Origin of the sequence: Cyanobium sp. CH-040 (assembly GCF_024346135.1) — a bacterium.
Taxonomy (GTDB): Bacteria; Cyanobacteriota; Cyanobacteriia; order PCC-6307; family Cyanobiaceae; genus NIES-981.
Genome location: NZ_JAGQCJ010000001.1, coordinates 355,355 through 375,726, shown reverse-complemented (window position 1 = coordinate 375,726; position 20,372 = coordinate 355,355). Strand labels below are relative to the sequence as shown.

The window sequence follows — 20,372 nt, the reverse complement described above, 5'->3', positions numbered from 1 at the left end:
GTTCTGATGCTGCGGCCCGAGCTGCGCCAGAGCGCCCTGGCCCTCGGTCGGGGAAGCGACACGGCTGCGATCGCCGCCGGGCCCAAGGCTGTTGCCCTGCAGGAGGCTGTTGCCCTGCCCACGGATCCGGCGCTGCCGCAGCTCGCCGATGGCCGCCACTACCCCCTGGTGCCGGCCGATCCGGCCGAGCTGGCCGCGCTGCTGGCGGCCGTGGAGACGGCCCTGCGCGATCCCGCCACCCCCGCCGGGCAGCTGCCGCGGCTGGGCCACCAGCAGCAGGTGATCTACCGGCAGCTGTCCCGCGACCCGGCCCGCTCCGAAGCCGTGCTGGCGCTGCTGGATCCGGCCTGGCGCAGCGTGGCCGAGCGGCATGTGGCCGCCCGCCGCGAGTTCCTGGCCATGCAGCGCCGCAGCCGGCCGCTGGCCACCCTGCCGGCCTGGCGGATCATCGCCCCAGCGCCGGCCGAGGAGCTGCTGGCCCACTACCGCAAGGCCGCCGCCGCCACCGGCATCGACTGGGAGGTGCTGGCGGCGATCAACCTGGTGGAAACGGGCATGGGCCGCATCGACGGCGTGTCGGTGGCCAACGCCCAGGGGCCGATGCAGTTCCTGCCCACCACCTGGGCCCAGAGCGGCGTGGGCCAGGGCGACATCCGCGATCCCCACGACGCCATCCAGGCCGCCGCCCGCTATCTGGTGCGCCGCGGCGGCCTGCAGGACATCCGCCGGGGCCTGTGGGGCTACAACAACAGCGACTACTACGGCCGCGCCGTTCTCCTCTACGCCTCGCTGCTGCGCGACGACCCCCGCGCCTACACCGGCCTGTACCACTGGGAGATCCATGTGCACACCGAGGCCGGCGACCTCTGGCTGCCGGTGGGCTACACCCAGAGCCAGCCGGTGCCGGTGGCCGCCTACCTGCGGCAGGTACCCGCCAGCGCGCCACCCGCGGCCCGTTCCGGCCCGGCCTGATGAGCAACGCCCTGGTGCTGCTGGCCGCCGAAGCGGGGCTCGACGCCCTGCTCGACTGGCTGGACCTGCATCAGGCCTCCCTGGCCGGCTTTCGTCTACTGGCCAATGACGAACTGGCGCAGGCCATGGCCGAACGCCCCGCCACCGCCGAGCTGGAGCAGGACGGGCTGGGGGCTCTCGCCGCCGGCGCCGACATCCGCGCCGCAGCGCTGGTGCTGAGCCGCGGGACGGCGGCGGTGGTGGCCTTCCTCGACCCGCGTGCCCCGGCCCACACCCAGCCGGACGCGGCGCTGCTGATCCGCGCCTGCGCCATCGCCGGCACCCCCCTGGCCCTGAATCCCGCCAGCGCCGACCTGGCCCTGCGGGGCCTGAGCCGCAGCCGGCTGGCCTACCTGCTGTTCAATCCGGTGGCGGGCACAGGCGATGCGGCCGCCCAGCTGGCCCGCATCCGCTCCCTGCTCGAACCCCAGATGCTGGTGAGCGTGGTGCTCACCCGGGAGGATGTGGATGCGGCCGCCCAGACCCGCGAACTGGTGCACATCATCGAGGCCAGGCCGGAGGGCGACCCCGCCGGCGCCATGGTGGTGGCCTGCGGCGGCGACGGCACCGTGTCGGCCGCGGCCGGCGCGCTGGCCGGCACCGGCATTCCCCTCGGGGTGATCCCCCGCGGCACCGCCAACGCCTTCGCCACCGCCCTGGGCATCCCCGGCGACCTGCCGGGCGCCTGCAGCACCCTGCTCGCCGGTCACAGCCGGCGGCTCGACATCGGTGTGTGCAACGGCCGGCCGATGGTGCTGCTGGCGGGGCTGGGCTTCGAGGCGGGCATGGTGGAGCGCGCCAGCCGTGAACTCAAGACCCGGCTGGGAGCACTGGCCTATGTGCTCGCCGGCGCCCAGCAGCTGCTCAGCCAGCAGCCCTTCCAGGCGCGCCTGACGATCGACGGCAAGACCAGCGAGCTGCAGGCGGCGGCCATCACCGTGGCCAACGTGGCCCCCGCCACCTCCGTGCTGGCCCAGGGCTTCGGGGCGGTGGTGCCCGACGACGGCCTGCTGGAGATCACCGTGGCCACCCCCGCCAGCCGGCTGCAGGGCCTCAACGCCCTGGCGGCCCTGATGGCCTCGGCGGTGGTGCAGTCCCCCACCAGCCACCCCGACCTGCTGTGCCTGCGGGCGCGCGAGATCCGCATCGACACCGACGCCCCGCAGAGGCTGGTGGTGGACGGCGAGATGATCACCACCGCCAGCGTCCACATCCGCTGCCGGCCCGGCGCCCTCAGCGTGGTCACGCCGCTGGCCGTGGCCCCATGAATCTCGCCAGCGAAGCCGGCATCGCCACCAAGGTGCGGCGCATGGCGACGCGGGTGCGCTGGGGCCACCCGGCCCTGGCCGCGGCCGGGATCGATCCCTGCCGGCTGGTGCTGGAGGGCGACCCCGGTGGCAGCGGCGCCTTCAGCTTCCTGGTGATCGGCGACAGCGGCACCGGCCGGCGCGGCCGCAACGACCCCCAGCGCCTGGTGGCCGAGCTGCTGCTGGCCCACGGCCAGGACGCCCGCTTTCTGCTGCACACGGGGGATGTGGTGTATCTGGTGGGCTCCAGCGAGCAGTACCGCCGCAACTTCATCCGCCCCTACCGCGAATGGCTGGTGGAGGGGGAGCACTGGCGCCGGCTGCGCCACGACGGGCTGGTGTTCCGGCGGCCTTTCCTGCCGGTGCTGGGCAACCACGACTACTACGACCTGCCCCTGCCCCTGGCGCTGCTGTCGCTGCTCACGGCCCTGCCGCGCCGCCTGCTGCGGCCCTGGTTCAACCTCGATGTGGGCTGGCACGGCTCCTTCTGCGGCGGGGCCTGGAGCGAGGCCTTCATGGACGGGCTGGCGGCGGTGCCGGAGGCCCGCCTGGCGGCCCACCTGGCGGCCACGCGCACGGCTCCAGTGGACGGCCCCCATGGGCAGCGCGCCCTGCTCTACCGCCCCGGCCGCTACACCCGCCTGCCCAACCGCTACTACGCCAGCCGCTGGGCGGGCATCGATCTGTTCGCCCTCGACTCCAACACCTTCAACGATCCCCTCGCCGAGGCCAACGCCCCGGCCGAAGGCCAGGGCCTGCTGTGGCAGCGCCAGGCTCTGGAGGCCGAGCAGGTGGTCCTGCTGCGCGAGCTGGGGGGCGAGTGGCTGGCGGGACGCCACGACGACCAGGCGGATGACAGCCGTGCCGATGCCCTCGGCCGGGTGGAGGAACTGGAGGAGCGCATCCGCGACATCGACAAGCAACGGGCCAGCGCCGCCGCCGCCCGGGCCGGCCGCCGGCCGCAGCTGGACGCTGAGCAGCTGGCCTGGTTCGAGCGGGAACTGGTGGCGTCCTGGCGCAATCCGGCGGTGCGCGGGCGGCTGCTGGTGCTCCACCACCCCCCCTGGGTCACCGAGGCCAGCAAGTGGAGCCAGGGCCAGACCCTGGCGGTGCGCCGCCAGCTGCAGCAGGTGCTCGACCGGGTGGCCGCCCGCCTGGGGGAGCGACCCGGCAACCGGCCGCTGCTGGACCTGGCCTTCGCCGGCCACGCCCACTGCCTGGAGGTGGTGGAGGTGGGCGACAGCGGCCACGGCGACGCCGGCATCCCCTGGGTGGTGTGCGGCGGCAGCGGCTACAGCCTGCGCCGCCAGCGTCCGGAAGGGCCGATCCTCAGCGCTGACGACGGCACCCCGCTGGCGCGCTCCCGCGTCTTCCACGGCCGCCACGGCCACGGCGCCGGGCTGCGCCGGATCTACTCCGGCCTGCGGGTGGATGTGCACGCCGGCACACCGCCGCGCTTCAGCCTCACCCCCCTGGTGGCGGAGCAGGGCGGCGGGGGCTGGCACTGCCGGCCGCTGGAGCCGATCCGGCTCTGAACTCCATCAACTCCCAGGCACGCCGCAGGGTGTCCGGCTCGCCCAGGTTGCCGGGGAAGGTGACCACCGGCAGAGCCGCCAGCTCCGGGGTCCCCGTGACGCCATCCCCGGGCAGCCGCACCAGGGAAAGCCCCGGCAGGATCTGGCCCTGCAGCTCCACCCAGGCCGCCCCGAGGCCCTCGGCCAGCAGGGTGTGGGTGGTGATCCCGCCCTTGCTGATCAGATAGCCCAGGCGAGGCGCCAGGGCAGCGGCCAGCCGCGCCATCAGCCCCGCCAGCTCCAGCCCCAGCCGCCGGCGTTCGCCGGCCGAGCGGCAGTGGATCTCCCCCCGGCTGGTGAACAGCACCGGCGTGCGACCGGCGGCCAGCTGCGCCTCCAGCCGCTGCAGCCAGCCGCGCTCCAGCGAGGCCAGCAGCGCATCTGGCACCGGACCCTCGAGCACCCGGGCCAGCTTCGCCACCTCGACTTCGATGCCGGCGCAGCCGGGCTCCGCCAGCAGGGCCGCCAGCTGGGCATCGGCCAAGGGCACATGGGAGCCCACCAGCACCAGGCCGGGCAGCGGTGCCCCGTCAGGGTCACGCCGGCGCAGTCCCGCCAGGGCCGGTGGGTCCAGGGGCTGGGCGCCGATCGGTGCCAGGGCGTTGAGCAGGCTGGCCGCCGACTGGAACAGGAACCGCCGCGGCCGGCCCCGCCACGGGGCGCCGACCGGCGCCGTGAGCTCCCGCACGGCGGCGCCCAGGGCCGCCAGCTGCTGCGGCCGTTCGGCGTCCACCGCCACACAGCGGTTATCCTCCAGCGCCGCCAGCCGGGCGCAGAGGGCACGCCAGCCGGCGCCTCCATCGCCATCGCGACCAGCGCCGCCTTCGGCCAGCTCGGCGGCGGCGGCATCCAGCTCCGCCAGGCCGATGCGCTCCACCGCGGCCGCCGGGATGCGCCCGCCGCTCTTCTCCTCCACCCAGGCGGGCAGATAGCTGCTGCGGTAGCCCAGCAGCCGGTCGCGGGCGAAGGCGGTGGTGTGCACCGGCTCGCCGTGCAGGCGGTGCACGCCGTCGCGGGTGGTGCGGCCGCCGGGCAGAAAGGCCGGCACCAGCAGGGTGGCATCGAAGCCCTCGGGCCCAGCCAGCTCGGCGGCGATCGCCTCCAGCTCCAGCGGAAAGTGGCTGCGCAGGGTGGAATCGCCGCGGCTCACCAGCAGCCAGCGCTCCACCAGGCCCGCGGCCCGGGCCTCCGCCAGGGCGGGTCCCAGGGCCCGGCAGATCTCCCGCACCCGCGCCGCGGCCGCCGGCGGGTCGAGGGCGCGGGTGTTGGCCAGCAGGAACAGGAACGGCGAGGGGTGGGCCAGAGCGGCGCGCAGGCTGGCGGCATCCCAGCGCAGCAGCAGCGGGCAGCTGTGGAGGGTCTGGGAGCCGGTGGGGTCGTCATCGAAGACGACGATCTTGAGGGGAACGGCGGCCATGGCACCATCGTGCCGTGATGCGCCCTGAGCCCCACGAGCTGCAGGAGCTGGTGCGGGATCTGCACCGGCAGGCCACCCCCTGGCTGCCGGCCGGCAGCGGCAGCCGGCTGGAGTGGGGGCCGCCGGTTCAGCCGGGTCCGGGGCGGAGCGCGCCGCTGGCGCTGAGCACCGCCCGGCTGGATCGGATCGTCGAGCACAACCCCGGCGACTTCACCGTCACGGTGCAGACCGGCACGCCACTGGTGGTGTTGCAGCAGGAACTGGCACGCCACCGGCAGTGGCTCACCCTGGACTGGCCCTGGGGCACCGCCGAGGCGCCGGCGACCGGCGGCGGGAACGCCCTGGGCGCGGGCACGGTGGGCGGGCTCGTCGCCCGGGGCCTGGCCGGCGGGTACCGCCAGCGCCATCTGGGCGTGCGCGACCAGCTGATCGGCATCGGCCTGCTGCGGGCGGACGGCACCGCCGCCCGCGCCGGCGGCAAGGTGGTGAAGAACGTGGCCGGCTACGACCTGATGCGGCTGCTGTGCGGCAGCTGGGGGTCGCTGGCGCTGATCACCGAGGTGACCCTGCGCACCCAGCCGCTGCCGCCCCAGCGCCGCGGCCTCTGGCTGCACGGGCCCCTGCAGCAGCTTCAGCCCCTGGCCCGCTGGCTGCTCGGCTCCAGCCTCAGCCCCGAGCGCATCGACTGGCACCGCCGCACCCTGCCGGACGCGGCGGACGCTGCCGGGGCCGAGGCGCTGCTGGTCAGCCTGGCCAGCATCAGTCCCCAGACCCTCGAGGAGCAGGTCGCCTGCATCCGCCAGCAGGCGGACCAGGCCGGGGTGCGCACCGAGGTGCTGGACCCCGAACGGCTCGAGGCCCACCTGGAGCTGGGCCGGGGATCATCCGCCCCCCGACCCGCCTGGCTGCTGCGGGCCGGCGTGCCCCCCCGCCGCACGGACGAACTGCTGCGGGCCCGCGAGCTTGACGGCGCGAGCGCCGTGATCGGCGCCGGCAGCGGCCTGGGTGACATCTGGGGCAGCGCGGCCCAGCTGCCCGCCTACCGGGTGGAGGCCCTGCGGCGCCGCTGCCGTGAACTGGGCGGCCACCTCACCGTGCTGCGCCAGCCGCCGGGGCCGGCGGCGACCGCCATCCCGGCCTGGCTGGATGCGCCCTCGCGGCCGCTGATCGAGACCGTCAAGCGGCAGTTCGATCCGAAGCAACAGCTGGCACGGGGGCGGCTGCCGGGGGTTCAGCCTCCGCCCTAGCCCCGCTCAGCCCGGCCAGCCACGCCAGCAGGGCGGCATTGACCTGCTCCGGCACCTCGTCGTGGGGGCAGTGGCCGGCCTCCAGCACCACCTCGGTGGTGGCGGCCGGTGCGTGCCGCTGGAAGGCGGCGCGGCGGCCGGCGGCGTTGATCCAGGGGTCGCAGATGCCCCAGAGCAGCAGCAGCGGGCAGGTGAGCTGGGCGAACAGCTCATCGAGGGGCTGGCCGCGGGGGATGTCGAACACGGTGCGGAACACCCCGAAGGCCCCCGGATCCAGCGAGGGCCGCCGGATCGCCTCCACCAGCTCCTCATCGACGTTGGTGCGGTCGACGTACACCTGATTGAGGGTGCGGCGGATGGTGGCCGGCCGGCGCAGGTTCTCGAACAGCAGCCGCTGGAGCACCGGGCTGCGCAGCAGTGCAGCGCCGATGGTCTGGCGGGCGATGGCGCCCCAGCCCTGCGGCGGCGCCTGCTCGTCGCTGAAGGGCCCGGCGGCATTGAGCAGCACCACGCCGGCCGCCTGGTGGCCCAGGGCCGCACCGGCCGCCAGGGAGGCGAAGCCGCCGAGGGAATTGCCCATCAGCACCGTGGGCCGGCCGATGCGCTCGGCCACGTAGGCGGCCAGCTGGTCACGCCAGAGGGCACCGCCGTAGCCGAGGCCGGCGGGCTTGGCGCTGCGCCCGAAACCGAGCAGATCGATGGCGTGCACCTCGTGGCGGCCGGCCAGCACCGGCAGGTTGTGGCGCCAGTGGTCGGTGGAGGCCCCGAAGCCGTGCACCAGCAGCAGCGCCGGGCCCTGCGGATGCTCCGGAGTGGCGGTCACGGCATGCACGGCGTGGCCGAGGTGCTGCCAGGGTTCGACGCGGATCGCGGCACTCACCACGGTGTTGCGGGGGGTGGTCGATGCTAGGGAGCACGCACCGGAGCCGGTTCCGCTGCGCGATCCACCCCGTGCCCGCATGCTTGTGCCCCACTGGATTCCGCTGCTGCCCGGCACTGCCTTCTGGGCGCTGGCGCTCTATCTGCCCCTGAGCCTGCCGCTGGCACGGCTGGAGGCGGCGCTGGCGGCCGGCAGCCTGCCCGAACCGGTGCAGCAGCTGGTGCTGGTGGCCGGCAGCCTGCTGCTGGCCCTGGCGGTGGGGGCGATCGCCAACCTGGCCCTGAGCTGGGCGCTGGGGCCCGGCTGGGCCAGCAGCCTGGGGCTGATCGCCGCCGGCTGGGGCGCCTTCACAGCGCTCGCCAGTCAAGCCAGGGACAGCGGGGAATGATCGCCGGCGTGCGGCTGCGGTAGGCGGCGTAATCGGGATGCAGGCGCTCCAGGGCGCGCTCCTCGCGCCGGGCCTTGCCCCCCAGCACCCCCACCAGGGCGAGCAGCAGGGCCAGGTGCAGCAGGCTGCCCAGGGCCAGGGCCATGCCCAGCGAGCAGACCAGCACCGCCTGGTAGAGCGGATGGCGGCAGCGGGCGTAGGGACCGGAGATCACCAGCGCCGCGTCCGCCATCGGCTCCGGCAGGGGGGTGAGGCTGGAGCCCAGGCGCAGGAAGGCCCGCAGGGCGAGGACCAGGCCCAGCACCAGCAGCACGGCACCACTGAGAGCCAGGGGCAGGGGCCAGGCATACCCCCAGGAACCCGGCGCCGGCCAGGCCGGCAGCAGGTGGGCCGTGATCAGGAGCAGCTGGGCCAGCAGCCACCACTCGCCGCGGCGGTTGTCCAACCAGCCGCCCCAGCTCAGGCCCCAGCGCCGCGGCAGCTCCAGCAGGGCAGGGGTGTTGGCTGCAGGAGGCAGGGGATCGGCAATCGGGGCGTCGGGCAGTGGCTCAGGTGGGGATTTCGGCGAGGGGGTCAAGGTCGGGGCCTCCGCTGCTGCCGCGCAGCACCACACGTAGCAGGATCGGCGCCAGGAAGGTGGTGCCGATCACCATCAGCAGGATCGCCGCCTCCAGGGGCTTGGTGAGCAGGCCGGCCTGGGTGCCGAGGCCCAGGAAGATCAGGCCCACCTCACCGCGGGGCATCATCCCCAGACCCACCACCAGCCGGTTGGTCTTCTCCTTGCTCACGTAGCTCCAGCCGGCGGCGATCTTGCCGACGATGGCCACGGTGAGCAGGAAGCCGGCGATGATCAGCCCCTCCTTGTTGTCGGGATTGAAGGGGTTGAGCACCCCCAGGTCCATGCCGGTGCCGATCAGCACGAAGAAGATCGTGGCGAACAGGGCCACCAGGGGCTTGAGCGCCGCATCGATGGCGTGGGTGTGCTTGGAGGAGCTGAGGATCAGGCCGGCGGCGAAGGCCCCCAGGGCCGCCTCCAGGCCGATGGCCTGAGCCGCGAAGCAGCTCAGGCAGAGGATCACGAACGAGGCCACCACCACCTCGCCGGGAGCCTTGAGGCGATCGAGCAGCCAGTCGAAACCCGGCGCGGCGGTGCGGCTCAGGAAGAGGGCCGCGGCCACGAACACGCCGGCGGCGGCCACCAGCTTGAGGATCGGCCCGATGGTGAAGCCGGCGCCACCGGCCAGGCTCACCACCACCGCCAGGATGACGATGCCGAGGATGTCATCGAGCACGGCGGCGCCGATCACGGTCTGCCCCTCGCGGGTCTTGAGGAACTTGAGCTCTCCGAACACGCTGGCGGTGATGCCGATGGAGGTGGCGGTCATCGCCGCTCCGGCGAAGATCGCCGGAATCAGCGGCACGTGGAAGAGGTAGTAGAGACCGGCGGTGCCGAGGGCGAAGGGCAGCACCACCCCCGTCACCGCCACGGTGGTGGCCTGCAGTCCAACGGCCACCAGCTCGTCCAGCTCGCTTTCCAGGCCGGTGAGGAAGAGCAGCGCGAACAGGCCGATCTGCGACACGGCCTGGAGATTGGAGAAGGTTTCGCTGTACACCTCCTGCACGGTTTCCGGGGTGACCTCCGCCAGGGATCCCACCAGGCCGAGCAGGCCAGCGCTGAGCTGGGCCTGGGTTTCGGGGGGCACGATCAGGTGCAGCCCGGACACGCCGATCAGCACGCCGGCCACCAGTTCTCCGAGGATGGAGGGCAGCTGGATGCGCACCAGCAACTCGGCCAGGAGGCGGGCGGCCACGAAGATCACCAGGAACTCACCCACGGCGATGAGGGTTTCCGTCACCTCCAGCTGATGGCTGCCCACCTCCAGAAGCAGCGGCGGCAGGGGCAGCCCAGGGTGGGGCAGGGCAGGACCGAGCATCTGGGCCAAGGGCACTGGCATGGATTGGGGGCTGGCGGGGATGGCGGCCGGAACCGACGCGGGGCCGCTGGGCCGCTGGCGGGGCTGACCCTAGGGGCGGGCGCCGGTGTTCGGTTGCTGATCCCTAATCGCTCCAGGGGTTCGGCGATGGCAACCATCGCTACGGTCGGAAAATTGCAGATCTGGCATGGCGCAGGCGACTCCGACCCAACCCCAGGCACTTCCCACGGGCCGGCCCGCCAACCTGCGCCTGCCCACGCCCGGGTGCTACGCCGATCCCCACCGCAGCGGCCTTACCGCCGCCGACGTGTTCGACGGCATGACCGAGCACCTCTTCTACACGCTCGGCAAGCTCGCCCCCACCGCCAGCCGCCATGACCTCTACATGGCCCTGAGCTATGCGGTGCGCGACCGTCTGATGACCCGTTACCTGGCCGGTCTCGAGGCCCTGCGCAAGACCCCCACCCGGGTGGTGGCCTACCTGTCGGCGGAGTTCCTGATCGGCCCCCAGCTGGGCAACAACCTGCTGATGCTCGGCATCCAGGAGGCGGCGGCCGAAGCCCTCAAGGGCTTCGGCATCCAGGATCTGGGCGAGATCCTCGACGTGGAGGAGGAGCCGGGGCTGGGCAACGGCGGCCTCGGCCGGCTGGCGGCCTGCTTCCTGGAATCGCTGGCCTCCCTGGAGATCCCCGCCACCGGTTACGGCATCCGCTACGAATTCGGCATCTTCGACCAGCTGATCCGCGACGGCTGGCAGGTGGAGATCACCGACAAGTGGCTCAAGGGCGGCTGGCCCTGGGAGCTGCCCCAGCCCGATCAGGCCTGTTTCGTGGGCTTCGGAGGACGCACCGAGACCTACCGCGATGAGCGCGACGTGCTGCGCAGCCGCTGGATTCCCGAGGAACACGCCATCGGCGTGCCCCACGACGTGCCGGTGCTGGGCTACCGGGTGAACACCTGCGACCGCCTGCGCCTCTGGCGCGCCGACGCCACCGAGAGCTTTGACTTCTACGCCTTCAACATCGGCGATTACTACGGCGCCGTGGAGGAGAAGGTGGGCAGCGAGACCCTCTCCAAGGTGCTCTACCCCAACGACGGCACCGACGAGGGCCGGCGGCTGCGGCTCAAGCAGCAGCACTTCTTCGTGAGCTGTTCGCTGCAGGACATGATCCGCAGCCTCGACGCCCGCGGCATTCCGGTGCAGGAGTTCCCCGAGCACTGGGCCGTGCAGCTCAACGACACCCACCCCTCGATCGCCGTGGCCGAGCTGATGCGGCTGCTGCTGGACGAGAAGCTGCTCGACTGGGAGGACGCCTGGGCGATCACCACCGCCTCGCTGGCCTACACCAACCACACCCTGCTGCCGGAGGCGCTGGAGAAGTGGGGGGTGGACCTGTTCGGCGCGCTGCTGCCCCGCCACCTGGAAATCATCTTCGAGATCAACCGCCGCTTCCTGCAGCAGGTGCGGGTGCGCCACCCCGGCGACGAAGGGGTGCTGCGCCGGGTGTCGATCATCGATGAGGAGGGGGCCCGGGCGGTGCGCATGGCCCACCTGGCCACGATCGGCTCCCACCACGTGAACGGGGTGGCGGCCCTGCACAGCGATCTGGTGAGGCGTGATCTGTTCAGCGACTTCGCCGCCCTGTGGCCGGAGAAGTTCACCAACGTCACCAACGGCGTCACGCCGCGGCGCTGGCTGGCCCTGGCCAATCCCCGCCTCTCGCGCCTGATCAGCGACACCATCGGCGACGGCTGGGTGAAGGATCTCGAGCAGCTGCGCCAGCTGGAGGCCCATGCCGACGACGCCAGCTTCCTGGAGCGCTGGGGCGAGACCAAGCTGGCGGTGAAGACCCAGCTCAGCCACTACATCCGCAACCACACCGGTGTGGCGGTAGATCCGGCGTCGCTGTTCGACGTGCAGGTGAAGCGCATCCACGAATACAAGCGTCAGCACCTCAGCGCCCTGCAGGTGATTGCCCACTACCTGCGCATCAAGAGCGGCGCCGGTGACGATCTGCCGCCCCGCACGGTGATCTTCGGCGGCAAGGCGGCACCCGGCTACTACATGGCCAAGCTGATCATCCGCTTCATCAACGGCATCGCCGACACGGTGAACGCCGATCCCGACATGGACGGGCGGCTGCGGGTGATCTTCCTGCCCGACTACAGCGTCAAGCTGGGCGAGAAGGTGTATCCGGCCGCCGACCTCTCCGAGCAGATCTCCACCGCCGGCAAGGAGGCCTCTGGCACCGGCAACATGAAGTTCGCCATGAACGGCGCCCTCACCATCGGCACCCTCGATGGCGCCAATGTGGAGATCCGCGAGCAGGTGGGCGCCGACAACTTCTTCCTGTTCGGGCTCACCACCGAGGAGATCGCCGCCCTGCGCGCCGAGGGCTACCGGCCCTGGGAGCGGATCGGCTCGATCCCGGAGCTGGGCGAGGTGCTGCGCCTGATCGAGCAGGGGCACTTCAGTGAGGGGGACGGCGATCTGTTCCGGCCGCTGCTGCAGAACCTCACCGGCCAGGATCCGTACTTCGTGCTGGCCGATTTCCAGGACTACCAGCGCGCCCAGCAGGACGTGAACCAGGCCTGGAGCGACCGCCGCCGCTGGAACCGGATGGCCGTGCTGAACACGGCCCGCACCGGCTTCTTCTCCTCCGACCGCTCGATCCGCGAGTACGCCGAGCGCATCTGGGGTGCCCAGCCCTACCCCGTGACGATCAGCTGCGAGATGGAGTGAGCGGGAGGGGACTCAGCCCCGGTCAGGCAGATCCGGGGTCTGGTGCAGCAGGCGGTTCAGGCGCAGGCGGTCGGCGTTGAGGGGATCGGGGGCGAGCTCGCCGGCGAGCTCGCGGAACTTCTGCTCCACCTCCTCGGGCACACGCACGTCGAAGATCCGCTCCATCAGCACCTCGATCGAGAACAGGTGGGCGTTGATGTTCTCCAGATCCGCCAGAGCCTGCTGCAGAGGGTCAGGTTCGGCCGGGGCCGCACCGGCCGGCAGGGCCTGAGCCTGGGCCTCACTGGCGTCCTGCTGCTTCTGCAGATCCTCCATCACCCGACCGGCCAGGGTGCGGAAGGACTGCAGGGCAGCCCAGTTCAGCTCCTGCTGCTGCCGCAGGGTGGGATTTTCGCGGATCAATCGGTCGTGTTCCCGATAGAACCGCTGGCAATCAGGGCACTGGCAGGGCTCTTCGGGCACCGCGTTCCCTATCTGCATCAACCCCCATCATGGCACCGAGCCGAAAGTTCAGGGCCGGCCGGCTCAGGCTCAGGCGGCGGCATCGGCTTCGCCGGACTCCTCGGATTCGTCGGCGGACGCCGGCAGGGGAATCTCGATCGAGGTCACCACGTTGATCACGTCGCGCAGGCGCATCGAATCGGCGAACCAGCCCATGGCCTGTTCGGTGTCACCGCGGCGCTCGGCGTCGGCGGCCTGGTCCTCATGGGCTTCGATCAGCAGGGCCAGCCAGCAGAGGCAGCGGGCCTGCACCACCGAGAGGTCGAGTTCCTCGGGCTGGGTGTCGAGAATCCGCTGGGTTTCCTGCTGAACCAGCAGGCGCAGACGCAGCTCGTGCAGCTGGGTCATCGCGGTGTGGCGACTGGGTCCACGCTAGCGGCAGTGCGCAGAGTTCCCCAGGGCACCAGTGGTAGTGCTTGCTACGGTCCGAGATGGAATGTTCCACGGCGCGTGCACTGGGCGCATGGACACAGCGGTGGCGGCGGCCCCAGCCCGGCGTCAGGCGAACGTCCGCCGGTTCCAGCCCCAGAGGTAGCCCTCGGCGGCGGCGAATTCGATGTAGGTGCGATCCGCCGGCACGCCCAGCCGCTCCTCGATCAGGCCGCAGAGATCGGCGCTCAGGGCGGCGGTGGTCTGGGGCGACAGCCGGCCCACGCTCTTGAGCTCCAGGTAGGCCACCGGCTTGGCGCCGCTGCCGGCGAAGGTCATCGCCACGCCCCCCTCGCATGCCGTCATCACATAGGCCTCCGGCTTGCCCAGGTGGCTGGCGACGCGGCCGGAGAGTTCCCGCAGCAGGCCATCGAGCTCGGCGGTCGCCGGCAGCGGAGCGGAGGTGCGCACGCTGAGCAGGGGCATGGCGAAAGGAGCCTGCAGATGACGGGGCTGGCGGGACTCGAACCCACGACCTACGGTTTAGGAAACCGTCGCTCTATCCGGCTGAGCTACAGCCCCACGGCTGAGCGCACGCCCACCGTCCGGCCATTATCCGCCACCACCGCCATCCGCCAGCACCGTGATCCGCCAGCACCGTGATCCGCCAGCACCGGCGCGGCAGGGCTGGTCCCGGCGGCAGCGATGATGGCCCTGAAAGCAGGCGAGGTGATCGCGATCGGGGGGCCGGCGGTCTTCGGACCGTCAGCCCGCCTGGTTGAGGAAAGTCCGGGCTCCCCAATGGCCAGGCCTGCTGGGTAACGCCCAGTGCGGGTGACCGTGAGGAGAGTGCCACAGAAACACACCGCCGATGGCAGGGGCTCGCCCCCTGCACAGGCAAGGGTGCAAAGGTGCGGTAAGAGCGCACCAGCAGCATCGAGAGGTGCTGGCTCGGTAAACCCCGGCCGGGAGCAAGGCCCAGGGACAACGGTTGGCCATGACACCCGTCCCGCCACAAGCGCGCCGCTCGAGGCCGCCGGTGACGGCGGTCCCAGACAGATGATCACCCCCTCTCTCCGGCCCCGGCCGGAGAGCAGGAGAACAGAACCCGGCTTACGTCCTGCTTTCACCCCCTTCCCTTGATGAGCGACCGCCGGCAGCAGCTGCTGCGTTTCCTGCGCGACCTGGGTGTGGAGCCGGGTGAGCGCGATCTGGCGCCGGTGGAGGAAGCCCTCACCCACACCTCCGCGCGCCAGCGGCGCAACCACGAGCGGCTGGAGTTCCTCGGTGATGCCGTGCTGCGCCTGGCCGCCTCGGAATACCTGGAACGCCATCACGCCGGCCTGGCGGTGGGGCGCCGTTCGGCCCTGCGCGCCCAGCTGGTGAGCGACCGCTGGCTGGGCGAGCTGGGGGAGCGCTGCGGCATCGAGCGGGTGTGGCGGATCGGCCCGATGGCCGCCGGCGACCGGGCCGGGCGGGCGACGGTGCGCGCCGAACTCTGTGAAGCCCTGATCGGTGCCCTCTATGAGGTGTGGGGCGGGGCTGCCGGCGGCCTCGAGCCGGTGCACCGCTGGCTCACGCCGCACTGGCAGCGCAGCAGCGCCGAGCTGCTCGCCGACCCCCACCGCCACAACTGGAAATCCGCCCTCCAGGAGTGGAGCCAGGGCCGGGGGCTGGGGCTGCCCAGCTACCGCTGCCGGGAGCTGCATCCGGTCCACGGCCACCCGGAGCGTTTTCAGTGCCTGGCCGAGCTGGCGCTGGAGGCCGGCGCCGAACCCCGCCGGGCGGAGGGGTCGGGACCCTCGCGGCGGGCGGCCGAGCAGGAGGCGGCCCGGGCGCTGCTGGCGGAGCTCAGACCTGCTCCAGGGTGCTGAGGGGCATGGTCACCAGCTTGTCCCAGTTGCCGCCCTCGAACAGCACGGCGGCCCGGCTGCCGCTGATGCGCTGCACGAAGCCCCGGTAGCCGTTGTAGATCGAGCGCACGTCGCGCACCACCACGGTGGCGCCGGGGAGGATCGGCAGAACGGCCATGGCTGGCGGAGGCTGGGGTGCGGGCGTGGCGCCATTATCGGGGTCCGGCGACGCGCCCAGGGCATGACGGAGGCACGGCAGAGCGACGACCTGCTGGTGGTGGGGCGTCTGGTGGCCCCCCAGGGGCTCAGGGGCGAGCTGCGGGTGCTGCCTCTTAGCGATTTTCCCGAACGCTTCACCCGCGCGGGCCGGCGCTGGCTGCGCAGACCGGGGGGCGAACCGCACGTCGTGCAGCTGCTCGGAGGCCGCCCGCTGCCGGGCAGGGAGCTGTTCGTGGTGCGTCTGGAAGGCGTCGACAACCGCACCGGCGCCGAGGCGCTGGTGGGCGAGGAGCTGCTGGTGGCGGCCGGCGACCGGCCGCGCCTGGCCAAGGGTGAGTTCCACCTGCTCGATCTGGTGGGCCTGGAGGTGCGTCTGCTGGAGAACGGTGCGGTGCTGGGCAGGGTGACCGACCTGCTGCACGCCGGCAACGACCTGCTGGAGGTGGCGATCGGTGAGCGGCGGGTGCTGATCCCCTTCGTGCAGCCGATCGTGCCGGAGGTGCACCTTGAGCAGGGCTGGATCGGCATCACCCCGCCGCCGGGGCTGCTGGAGCTCTGAACCGGCGCGGTCGCCGCGGTCGGGCTGGTCAGGTTTGGCGGGTTGGTCAGGCCTGGCGGGCTGGCCTTGAATGGAGGCGCCGCTCCGTCCGCGCGCCCCATGGCCTCCAGCACCACGGCTTCCGGCAGCGGGGCTCCCACCCCCCTGGTGCCGGTGATCCTCTGCGGCGGCACGGGCACCCGGCTGTGGCCGCTCTCGCGCGCCAGCTACCCCAAGCAGTACTGGGCCCTGGCCGGTGACGGCGAGGAGACCCTGCTGCAGCAGACCCAGCAGCGCCTCGACGGCCTGCCGGGCCTGGCGCCGCCGCTGCTGATCTGCAACGAGGACCACCGCTTCATCGTGGCCGAGCAGATGCGCCAGATCGGCGTGGAACCGGCCGGCATCCTGCTGGAGCCGATCGGCCGCAACACCGCCCCGGCGGTGGCGGTGGCGGCGTTGCAGGCCACGGCCAAGGGCGAGGACCCGCTGCTGCTGGTGCTGGCCGCCGACCATGTGATCCGCGACGCCGGACGCTTCCGCCAGACCGTGAGCGCCGGCCTGGAGGCGGCGGCGGCGGGCCGGCTGGTGACCTTCGGAATCGTGCCCACCGCCCCCGAGACCGGCTACGGCTACATCGAGGCGGCCGAACCGCTGATCCAGGAGGCCGGCGCACCGCCACGCCCGGTGTCGATCGCCCGCTTCGTGGAGAAGCCCGACCGCGCCACCGCCGAGGCCTTCCTGGCCACCGGCCGCTTCACCTGGAACAGCGGCATGTTCCTGTTCCGCGCCAGTGCCGTGCTGGCCGAACTGGAGCGGCTGGCGCCGGAGGTGGTGAGCGCCTGCCGCGCCGCCCTGGAGCACGACGCCGCCGACCTGGACTTCCTGCGGCTGGAGCGGGAGTCCTTCGCCGGCTGCCCCAGCGTGGCCATCGATGTGGCGGTGATGGAGAAGACCGCCCTGGGCAGCGTGCTGCCGCTGCAGGCGGGCTGGAGCGACGTGGGCAGCTGGAGCGCCCTCTGGGAGACGGCCGATCAGGACGCGGCCGGCAACGTCCTGCGCGGGCGGGTGATCAGCCAGGCCTCGCGCAACTGCTATCTGCGCAGCGAGCACCGGCTGGTGGTGGGGCTGGGCGTGGAGGATCTGGTAGTGGTGGAGACCGACGACGTGGTGCTGGTGGCCCACCGCGACCGGGCCCAGGACGTGAAGACCGTGGTGGGACTGCTGGAGGAGGCCGGGGCGCGCGAGAGCCGCGCCCACCGCAAGATCTATCGGCCCTGGGGCAGCTACGACGGCGTGGTGGAGGGGGAGCGCTGGCAGGTGAAGAAGATCGTGGTCAACCCCGGCGCCAGCCTGTCGCTGCAGATGCACCACCACCGCGCCGAGCACTGGGTGGTGGTGCAGGGCACGGCCCTGGTGGAGAAGGACGGCAGCCAGGAGCTGCTGAGCGAGAACCAGAGCACCTACATCCCCCTGGGCTCGCGCCACCGGCTCAGCAACCCCGGCCGCATCCCGATGGAGATGATCGAGGTGCAGAGCGGCTCCTACCTGGGCGAGGACGACATCGTGCGCTTCGAGGACCGCTACGGCCGCAGCGATGCCAGCCACAGCGGCCCACCCCAGCGCTCGCAGGCGACGGTGGGCTGACCGGCGGACGGTCCTCGAGGTGAACCACTCCCGGCTCTACTCGACGGTGACGCTCTTGGCCAGGTTGCGCGGCTGATCCACATCCAGACCGCGGTGGGCGGCGATGTGATAGCTGAGCAGCTGCATCGGGATCACGGTGAGCAGGGGGCTGAGCAGTTCGTCCACCTCCGGCACCGGCAGCAGCACGTCGAAGATCTCCGTGTCGGCGCAGGCGGGGGCGACGCCGATCAGCTGGGCATCACGGGCCTTGGCCTCCTGGGCGTTGCTGAGCACCTTCTCGAACACCGTGCCCGGCACCGCGATCGAGACCACCGGCACCCGGGCATCGAGCAGGGCGATGGGCCCGTGCTTCATCTCACCGGCCGGGTAGCCCTCGGCGTGGATGTAGCTGATCTCCTTGAGCTTGAGGGCGCCCTCGAGGGCGATCGGGAAGTTGATCCCCCGGCCCAGAAAGATCACGTCCTGGGTGCTCTCGAACTGATGGGCCAGGGCCTCACTGCGCTGGTCGTGGTCCAGCACCAGCTGGCGCAGGCGCTCGGGCATCGCCCGCAGCTCCGCCACCAGCGCCTGCAGCCGCTCGCGGGTGATCGTGCCCCCGCCCTGCCCGAATCCAGCCTGCTGCCCCATCCGGCGCTCGGCGAAGGCCAGCGCCAGGCCGTAGAAGGCCAGCAGCTGGCCCAGGAAGGTCTTGGTGGCGGCGACGCCCACCTCGATGCCGGCGCCGATGTCGAGCACATGGGGCACCAGCCGGCCCAGGGAGCTCTCCGGGCGGTTGGTGATGCCCAGCAGGCGGGGCGCATAGGCGGGATCCGCCACCATCTGGCGGCGTTCCTGCTCCATCGCCAGCGCGGCCAGGGTGTCGGCGGTCTCGCCGGACTGGGTGACGCCGATGGTGAGGGTGTGCGGCGCCAGCGGCGGCGGCGCGTAGCGGAACTCGCTGGCGTAATGCACGGAGGTGGGGATGCCGGCCAGCTGCTCGAGCAGATAGGCGCCCACCTGGGCGGCATGGCGGCTGGTGCCGCAGGCCAGCACCTGGATTCTCTCGACACCGCTGAACACCGACTCATCCAGCGGCAGGGCCACCAGGGACTGATCACCGGGGTGTTCCGGGCTGCCGGCAGGGAGCGGCTCGGGCAGGTGGCGCGCCACCCAGAGCGCCGCCGTCTCCGGCTGCTCGTGGATCTCCTTGAGCATGAAGTGGCGGAAGCTGCGCTTGTCGGCCACGTGCTCGGTGCCGCTGAGCAGGCTGGGGCTGCGCTGCCGGCGCTCGCCGTCGGCTCCGTAGAGCTCGATGCCCAGGGGGGTGAGCAGGGCCGTCTCACCATCCTCCAGGGGCAGGATCGTGCGCGTGAAACCGGCCAGGGCAGGGGTGTCACTGGCGCAGAGGAACTCCCCCTCCCCCAGGCCGATCAGCAGCGGTGCGGCCTTGCGGGCCACCACCAGCGCTCCGGGCACCTCGGCCCAGACCACCGCCAGGGCATAGGCGCCGCTGAGGAGGGGCAGCACCGCCTGCACGGCCTCGAGCAGCAGCTGGGCGGAAGGCCGGCGGCCCTGCCGGCTGAAGTCCTGGAGCTGGCGGGCCACCAGGTGGGGAATCACCTCGGTGTCGGTATCGCTGCGGAACACCACCCCCTGAGCCTGCAGTTCCTCGCGCAGGCTGCGGTGGTTCTCGATGATGCCGTTCTGCACCACCGCCACGGCACCACGGCCGTCGAGGTGGGGATGGGCGTTGCGCTCCTCCGGCTTGCCGTGGGTGGCCCAGCGGGTGTGACCGATGCCGCAGTGCCCCGGCGCCCCCAGGCTCTCCAGCCGGGCGGCCAGGTTCACCAGCTTGCCCTCGGCCCGCAGGCAGTGCAGGGTGCCGGCGCCGTCATCGCCGCGGGCCTCCACGGTGGCGATGCCGGCCGAGTCGTAACCCCGGTATTCCAGCTGCCGCAGCCCCTCCAGCAGCTGGGGAGCGGCCTCCCGCGATCCGATCAGGGCAACGATCCCGCACATAGGGCTGTGGCAGCAAAAAAGCCCGGCTGGAAGCCGGGCCTGAGCTTATGGGAGCCGGACCGGGGGACCGGGGCCGGCCTCAGTAGGCCAGACCCATCGAGCGGGTGGTCTCGTCGCCCAGGTAGACGCGGATGCTCAGGAAGTCGGTGGGGCAGGCGGTCTCGCAGCGCTTGCAGCCCACGCAGTCCTCGGTGCGGGGGGACGAGGCGATCTGAGCCGCCTTGCAGCCGTCCCAGGGCACCATCTCGAGCACGTCGAGAGGGCAGGCGCGCACGCACTGGGTGCAGCCGATGCAGGTGTCGTAGATCTTGACGGCGTGGGACATCTGGACTCCGGAGGTGCTGAGACTCGGCGTGGGCCAAAGGTACCCAACACGCCCGGATCCGTTCGGCGGGCCCGCCGAGGCCTTCACCCTTGTTCATAAGCCGCCCGGCCCCGGTGCCGGGTCGGGGGGACGGGACCGGATGACCCGTAGAGTGCCTCGACTCTCACAGCGGCCATGTCCCAGGAAGCGATCTTCGAGAAAGTGCGCTCGATCGTTGCCGACCAGCTCAGCGTCGACGCCGCCGAGGTGAAGTCCGAGTCCAACTTCCAGAACGATCTGGGCGCCGACTCCCTGGACACCGTGGAGCTGGTGATGGCGCTTGAGGAGGCCTTCGACATCGAGATCCCTGACGAGGCGGCCGAGGGCATCGCCACCGTCGGCGACGCCGTCAAGTACATCCAAGAGAAGCAGGCCTGAGCCGCTC

The 20,372-nt window shown here is 72.1% G+C and carries 20 protein-coding genes, 1 tRNA gene and 1 other RNA gene; 11 read left to right on the top strand and 11 right to left on the bottom strand.

Going from position 1 to position 20,372, the window contains the following annotated elements:
* Positions 1-6: 6 nt before the first annotated feature.
* The 3 genes from KBY90_RS01970 to KBY90_RS01960 are packed head-to-tail and all read left to right on the top strand — an operon-like array spanning position 7 to position 3,853.
* Positions 7-972 (top strand): transglycosylase SLT domain-containing protein, encoded by a 966-nt coding sequence (locus KBY90_RS01970; RefSeq protein ID WP_396122499.1) that lies wholly within the window; start codon positions 7-9, stop codon positions 970-972.
* Complete coding sequence (locus tag KBY90_RS01965) at positions 972-2,279, top strand: YegS/Rv2252/BmrU family lipid kinase (protein WP_254966722.1); 1,308 nt, start codon at positions 972-974, stop codon at positions 2,277-2,279. Before KBY90_RS01970 ends, KBY90_RS01965 begins: the two co-directional genes overlap by 1 nt.
* The gene (locus KBY90_RS01960; protein WP_254966721.1) at positions 2,276-3,853 is read left to right on the top strand and encodes a metallophosphoesterase; all 1,578 of its coding nucleotides are present in this window, start codon (positions 2,276-2,278) and stop codon (positions 3,851-3,853) included. The genes KBY90_RS01965 and KBY90_RS01960 overlap by 4 nt, the downstream gene beginning before the upstream one ends.
* Here KBY90_RS01960 and KBY90_RS01955 read toward each other — a convergent pair.
* A complete protein-coding gene (locus KBY90_RS01955; RefSeq protein ID WP_254966720.1) occupies positions 3,783-5,309 on the bottom strand; it encodes a four-carbon acid sugar kinase family protein in 1,527 nt (508 codons plus the stop codon). The genes KBY90_RS01960 and KBY90_RS01955 overlap by 71 nt on opposite strands.
* Positions 5,310-5,326: 17 nt before the next feature.
* Here KBY90_RS01955 and KBY90_RS01950 point away from each other — a divergent pair, with 17 nt between their 5' ends.
* Positions 5,327-6,556, top strand: a complete 1,230-nt coding sequence (locus tag KBY90_RS01950; protein WP_261352959.1) for an FAD-binding oxidoreductase — start codon at positions 5,327-5,329, stop codon at positions 6,554-6,556.
* Here KBY90_RS01950 and KBY90_RS01945 read toward each other — a convergent pair.
* Positions 6,486-7,436 carry an alpha/beta fold hydrolase gene (locus KBY90_RS01945; RefSeq protein WP_254966718.1) on the bottom strand — a complete coding sequence of 317 codons (951 nt, stop codon included), beginning with the start codon at positions 7,434-7,436 and terminating at the stop codon, positions 6,486-6,488. The genes KBY90_RS01950 and KBY90_RS01945 overlap by 71 nt on opposite strands.
* Positions 7,437-7,515: 79 nt before the next feature.
* On the opposite strand from KBY90_RS01945, the gene KBY90_RS01940 reads away from it, so the two are divergent.
* Positions 7,516-7,824, top strand: a complete 309-nt coding sequence (locus tag KBY90_RS01940; RefSeq protein ID WP_254966717.1) for a hypothetical protein — start codon at positions 7,516-7,518, stop codon at positions 7,822-7,824.
* Here KBY90_RS01940 and KBY90_RS01935 read toward each other — a convergent pair.
* Entirely contained in the window at positions 7,784-8,401 is a 618-nt protein-coding gene (locus KBY90_RS01935) for a methyltransferase family protein (protein WP_396122486.1), read from the bottom strand. The genes KBY90_RS01940 and KBY90_RS01935 overlap by 41 nt on opposite strands.
* On the bottom strand, positions 8,373-9,758 hold the full coding sequence (locus KBY90_RS01930; RefSeq protein WP_396122498.1) for a cation:proton antiporter: 1,386 nt from the start codon (positions 9,756-9,758) through the stop codon (positions 8,373-8,375). Before KBY90_RS01930 ends, KBY90_RS01935 begins: the two co-directional genes overlap by 29 nt.
* Before the next feature lie 187 nt (positions 9,759-9,945).
* Here KBY90_RS01930 and KBY90_RS01925 point away from each other — a divergent pair, with 187 nt between their 5' ends.
* A complete protein-coding gene (locus tag KBY90_RS01925; RefSeq protein WP_254966715.1) occupies positions 9,946-12,501 on the top strand; it encodes a glycogen/starch/alpha-glucan phosphorylase in 2,556 nt (851 codons plus the stop codon).
* A gap of 12 nt (positions 12,502-12,513) precedes the next feature.
* On the opposite strand, the gene KBY90_RS01920 is transcribed toward KBY90_RS01925, so the two are convergent.
* The 4 genes from KBY90_RS01920 to KBY90_RS01905 form a co-directional block, all read right to left on the bottom strand.
* On the bottom strand, positions 12,514-12,963 hold the full coding sequence (locus tag KBY90_RS01920) for a hypothetical protein (protein WP_254966714.1): 450 nt from the start codon (positions 12,961-12,963) through the stop codon (positions 12,514-12,516).
* 69 nt (positions 12,964-13,032) lie between these two features.
* Positions 13,033-13,350 (bottom strand): hypothetical protein, encoded by a 318-nt coding sequence (locus tag KBY90_RS01915; protein WP_254966713.1) that lies wholly within the window; start codon positions 13,348-13,350, stop codon positions 13,033-13,035.
* A 150-nt stretch (positions 13,351-13,500) separates the two neighbouring features.
* Positions 13,501-13,857: a phenylpyruvate tautomerase MIF-related protein gene (locus KBY90_RS01910; protein WP_254966712.1), complete on the bottom strand. Its 357-nt coding sequence runs from the start codon at positions 13,855-13,857 to the stop codon at positions 13,501-13,503.
* A 22-nt stretch (positions 13,858-13,879) separates the two neighbouring features.
* Positions 13,880-13,953 (bottom strand) — tRNA-Arg (locus KBY90_RS01905).
* 135 nt (positions 13,954-14,088) lie between these two features.
* On the opposite strand from KBY90_RS01905, the gene rnpB reads away from it, so the two are divergent.
* Both rnpB and KBY90_RS01895 read left to right on the top strand, forming a co-directional pair.
* An RNA gene (rnpB, locus tag KBY90_RS01900) (RNase P RNA component class A) lies at positions 14,089-14,502 on the top strand.
* Positions 14,503-14,513: 11 nt separating this feature from the next.
* Positions 14,514-15,245 carry a ribonuclease III domain-containing protein gene (locus tag KBY90_RS01895; RefSeq protein WP_315858693.1) on the top strand — a complete coding sequence of 244 codons (732 nt, stop codon included), beginning with the start codon at positions 14,514-14,516 and terminating at the stop codon, positions 15,243-15,245.
* On the opposite strand, the gene KBY90_RS01890 is transcribed toward KBY90_RS01895, so the two are convergent.
* Entirely contained in the window at positions 15,223-15,402 is a 180-nt protein-coding gene (locus KBY90_RS01890; protein WP_254966710.1) for an NAD(P)H dehydrogenase subunit NdhS, read from the bottom strand. The genes KBY90_RS01895 and KBY90_RS01890 overlap by 23 nt on opposite strands.
* A gap of 63 nt (positions 15,403-15,465) precedes the next feature.
* Here KBY90_RS01890 and rimM point away from each other — a divergent pair, with 63 nt between their 5' ends.
* Both rimM and KBY90_RS01880 read left to right on the top strand, forming a co-directional pair.
* Positions 15,466-16,002 (top strand): ribosome maturation factor RimM, encoded by a 537-nt coding sequence (rimM, locus tag KBY90_RS01885; RefSeq protein WP_254966709.1) that lies wholly within the window; start codon positions 15,466-15,468, stop codon positions 16,000-16,002.
* 99 nt (positions 16,003-16,101) lie between these two features.
* Complete coding sequence (locus KBY90_RS01880) at positions 16,102-17,625, top strand: mannose-1-phosphate guanylyltransferase/mannose-6-phosphate isomerase (protein ID WP_254966708.1); 1,524 nt, start codon at positions 16,102-16,104, stop codon at positions 17,623-17,625.
* A 36-nt stretch (positions 17,626-17,661) separates the two neighbouring features.
* Here the strand turns inward: KBY90_RS01880 and glmS are convergent, their stop codons facing one another.
* Both glmS and psaC read right to left on the bottom strand, forming a co-directional pair.
* Complete coding sequence (glmS, locus tag KBY90_RS01875; protein WP_254966707.1) at positions 17,662-19,623, bottom strand: glutamine--fructose-6-phosphate transaminase (isomerizing); 1,962 nt, start codon at positions 19,621-19,623, stop codon at positions 17,662-17,664.
* 79 nt (positions 19,624-19,702) lie between these two features.
* Positions 19,703-19,948 carry a photosystem I iron-sulfur center protein PsaC gene (gene psaC / locus KBY90_RS01870; protein ID WP_012196283.1) on the bottom strand — a complete coding sequence of 82 codons (246 nt, stop codon included), beginning with the start codon at positions 19,946-19,948 and terminating at the stop codon, positions 19,703-19,705.
* Positions 19,949-20,122: 174 nt separating this feature from the next.
* On the opposite strand from psaC, the gene acpP reads away from it, so the two are divergent.
* A complete protein-coding gene (acpP, locus tag KBY90_RS01865; RefSeq protein ID WP_254966704.1) occupies positions 20,123-20,365 on the top strand; it encodes an acyl carrier protein in 243 nt (80 codons plus the stop codon).
* The last annotated feature ends 7 nt before the right edge of the window (positions 20,366-20,372 follow it).

Bases quoted from the DNA above. Each gene is read 5' to 3' on its own strand.
- KBY90_RS01970 (WP_396122499.1), top strand. From the start codon at position 7: ATGCTGCGGCCCGAGCTGCGCCAGAGCGCCCTGGCCCTCGGTCGGGGA.
- KBY90_RS01965 (WP_254966722.1), top strand. From the start codon at position 972: ATGAGCAACGCCCTGGTGCTGCTGGCCGCCGAAGCGGGGCTCGACGCC.
- KBY90_RS01960 (WP_254966721.1), top strand. From the start codon at position 2,276: ATGAATCTCGCCAGCGAAGCCGGCATCGCCACCAAGGTGCGGCGCATG.
- KBY90_RS01955 (WP_254966720.1), bottom strand. From the start codon at position 5,309: ATGGCCGCCGTTCCCCTCAAGATCGTCGTCTTCGATGACGACCCCACC.
- KBY90_RS01950 (WP_261352959.1), top strand. From the start codon at position 5,327: ATGCGCCCTGAGCCCCACGAGCTGCAGGAGCTGGTGCGGGATCTGCAC.
- KBY90_RS01940 (WP_254966717.1), top strand. From the start codon at position 7,516: ATGCTTGTGCCCCACTGGATTCCGCTGCTGCCCGGCACTGCCTTCTGG.
- KBY90_RS01930 (WP_396122498.1), bottom strand. From the start codon at position 9,758: ATGCTCGGTCCTGCCCTGCCCCACCCTGGGCTGCCCCTGCCGCCGCTG.
- KBY90_RS01925 (WP_254966715.1), top strand. From the start codon at position 9,946: ATGGCGCAGGCGACTCCGACCCAACCCCAGGCACTTCCCACGGGCCGG.
- KBY90_RS01915 (WP_254966713.1), bottom strand. From the start codon at position 13,350: ATGACCCAGCTGCACGAGCTGCGTCTGCGCCTGCTGGTTCAGCAGGAA.
- KBY90_RS01910 (WP_254966712.1), bottom strand. From the start codon at position 13,857: ATGCCCCTGCTCAGCGTGCGCACCTCCGCTCCGCTGCCGGCGACCGCC.
- KBY90_RS01895 (WP_315858693.1), top strand. From the start codon at position 14,514: ATGAGCGACCGCCGGCAGCAGCTGCTGCGTTTCCTGCGCGACCTGGGT.
- KBY90_RS01890 (WP_254966710.1), bottom strand. From the start codon at position 15,402: ATGGCCGTTCTGCCGATCCTCCCCGGCGCCACCGTGGTGGTGCGCGAC.
- rimM (WP_254966709.1), top strand. From the start codon at position 15,466: ATGACGGAGGCACGGCAGAGCGACGACCTGCTGGTGGTGGGGCGTCTG.
- KBY90_RS01880 (WP_254966708.1), top strand. From the start codon at position 16,102: ATGGCCTCCAGCACCACGGCTTCCGGCAGCGGGGCTCCCACCCCCCTG.
- glmS (WP_254966707.1), bottom strand. From the start codon at position 19,623: ATGTGCGGGATCGTTGCCCTGATCGGATCGCGGGAGGCCGCTCCCCAG.
- psaC (WP_012196283.1), bottom strand. From the start codon at position 19,948: ATGTCCCACGCCGTCAAGATCTACGACACCTGCATCGGCTGCACCCAG.
- acpP (WP_254966704.1), top strand. From the start codon at position 20,123: ATGTCCCAGGAAGCGATCTTCGAGAAAGTGCGCTCGATCGTTGCCGAC.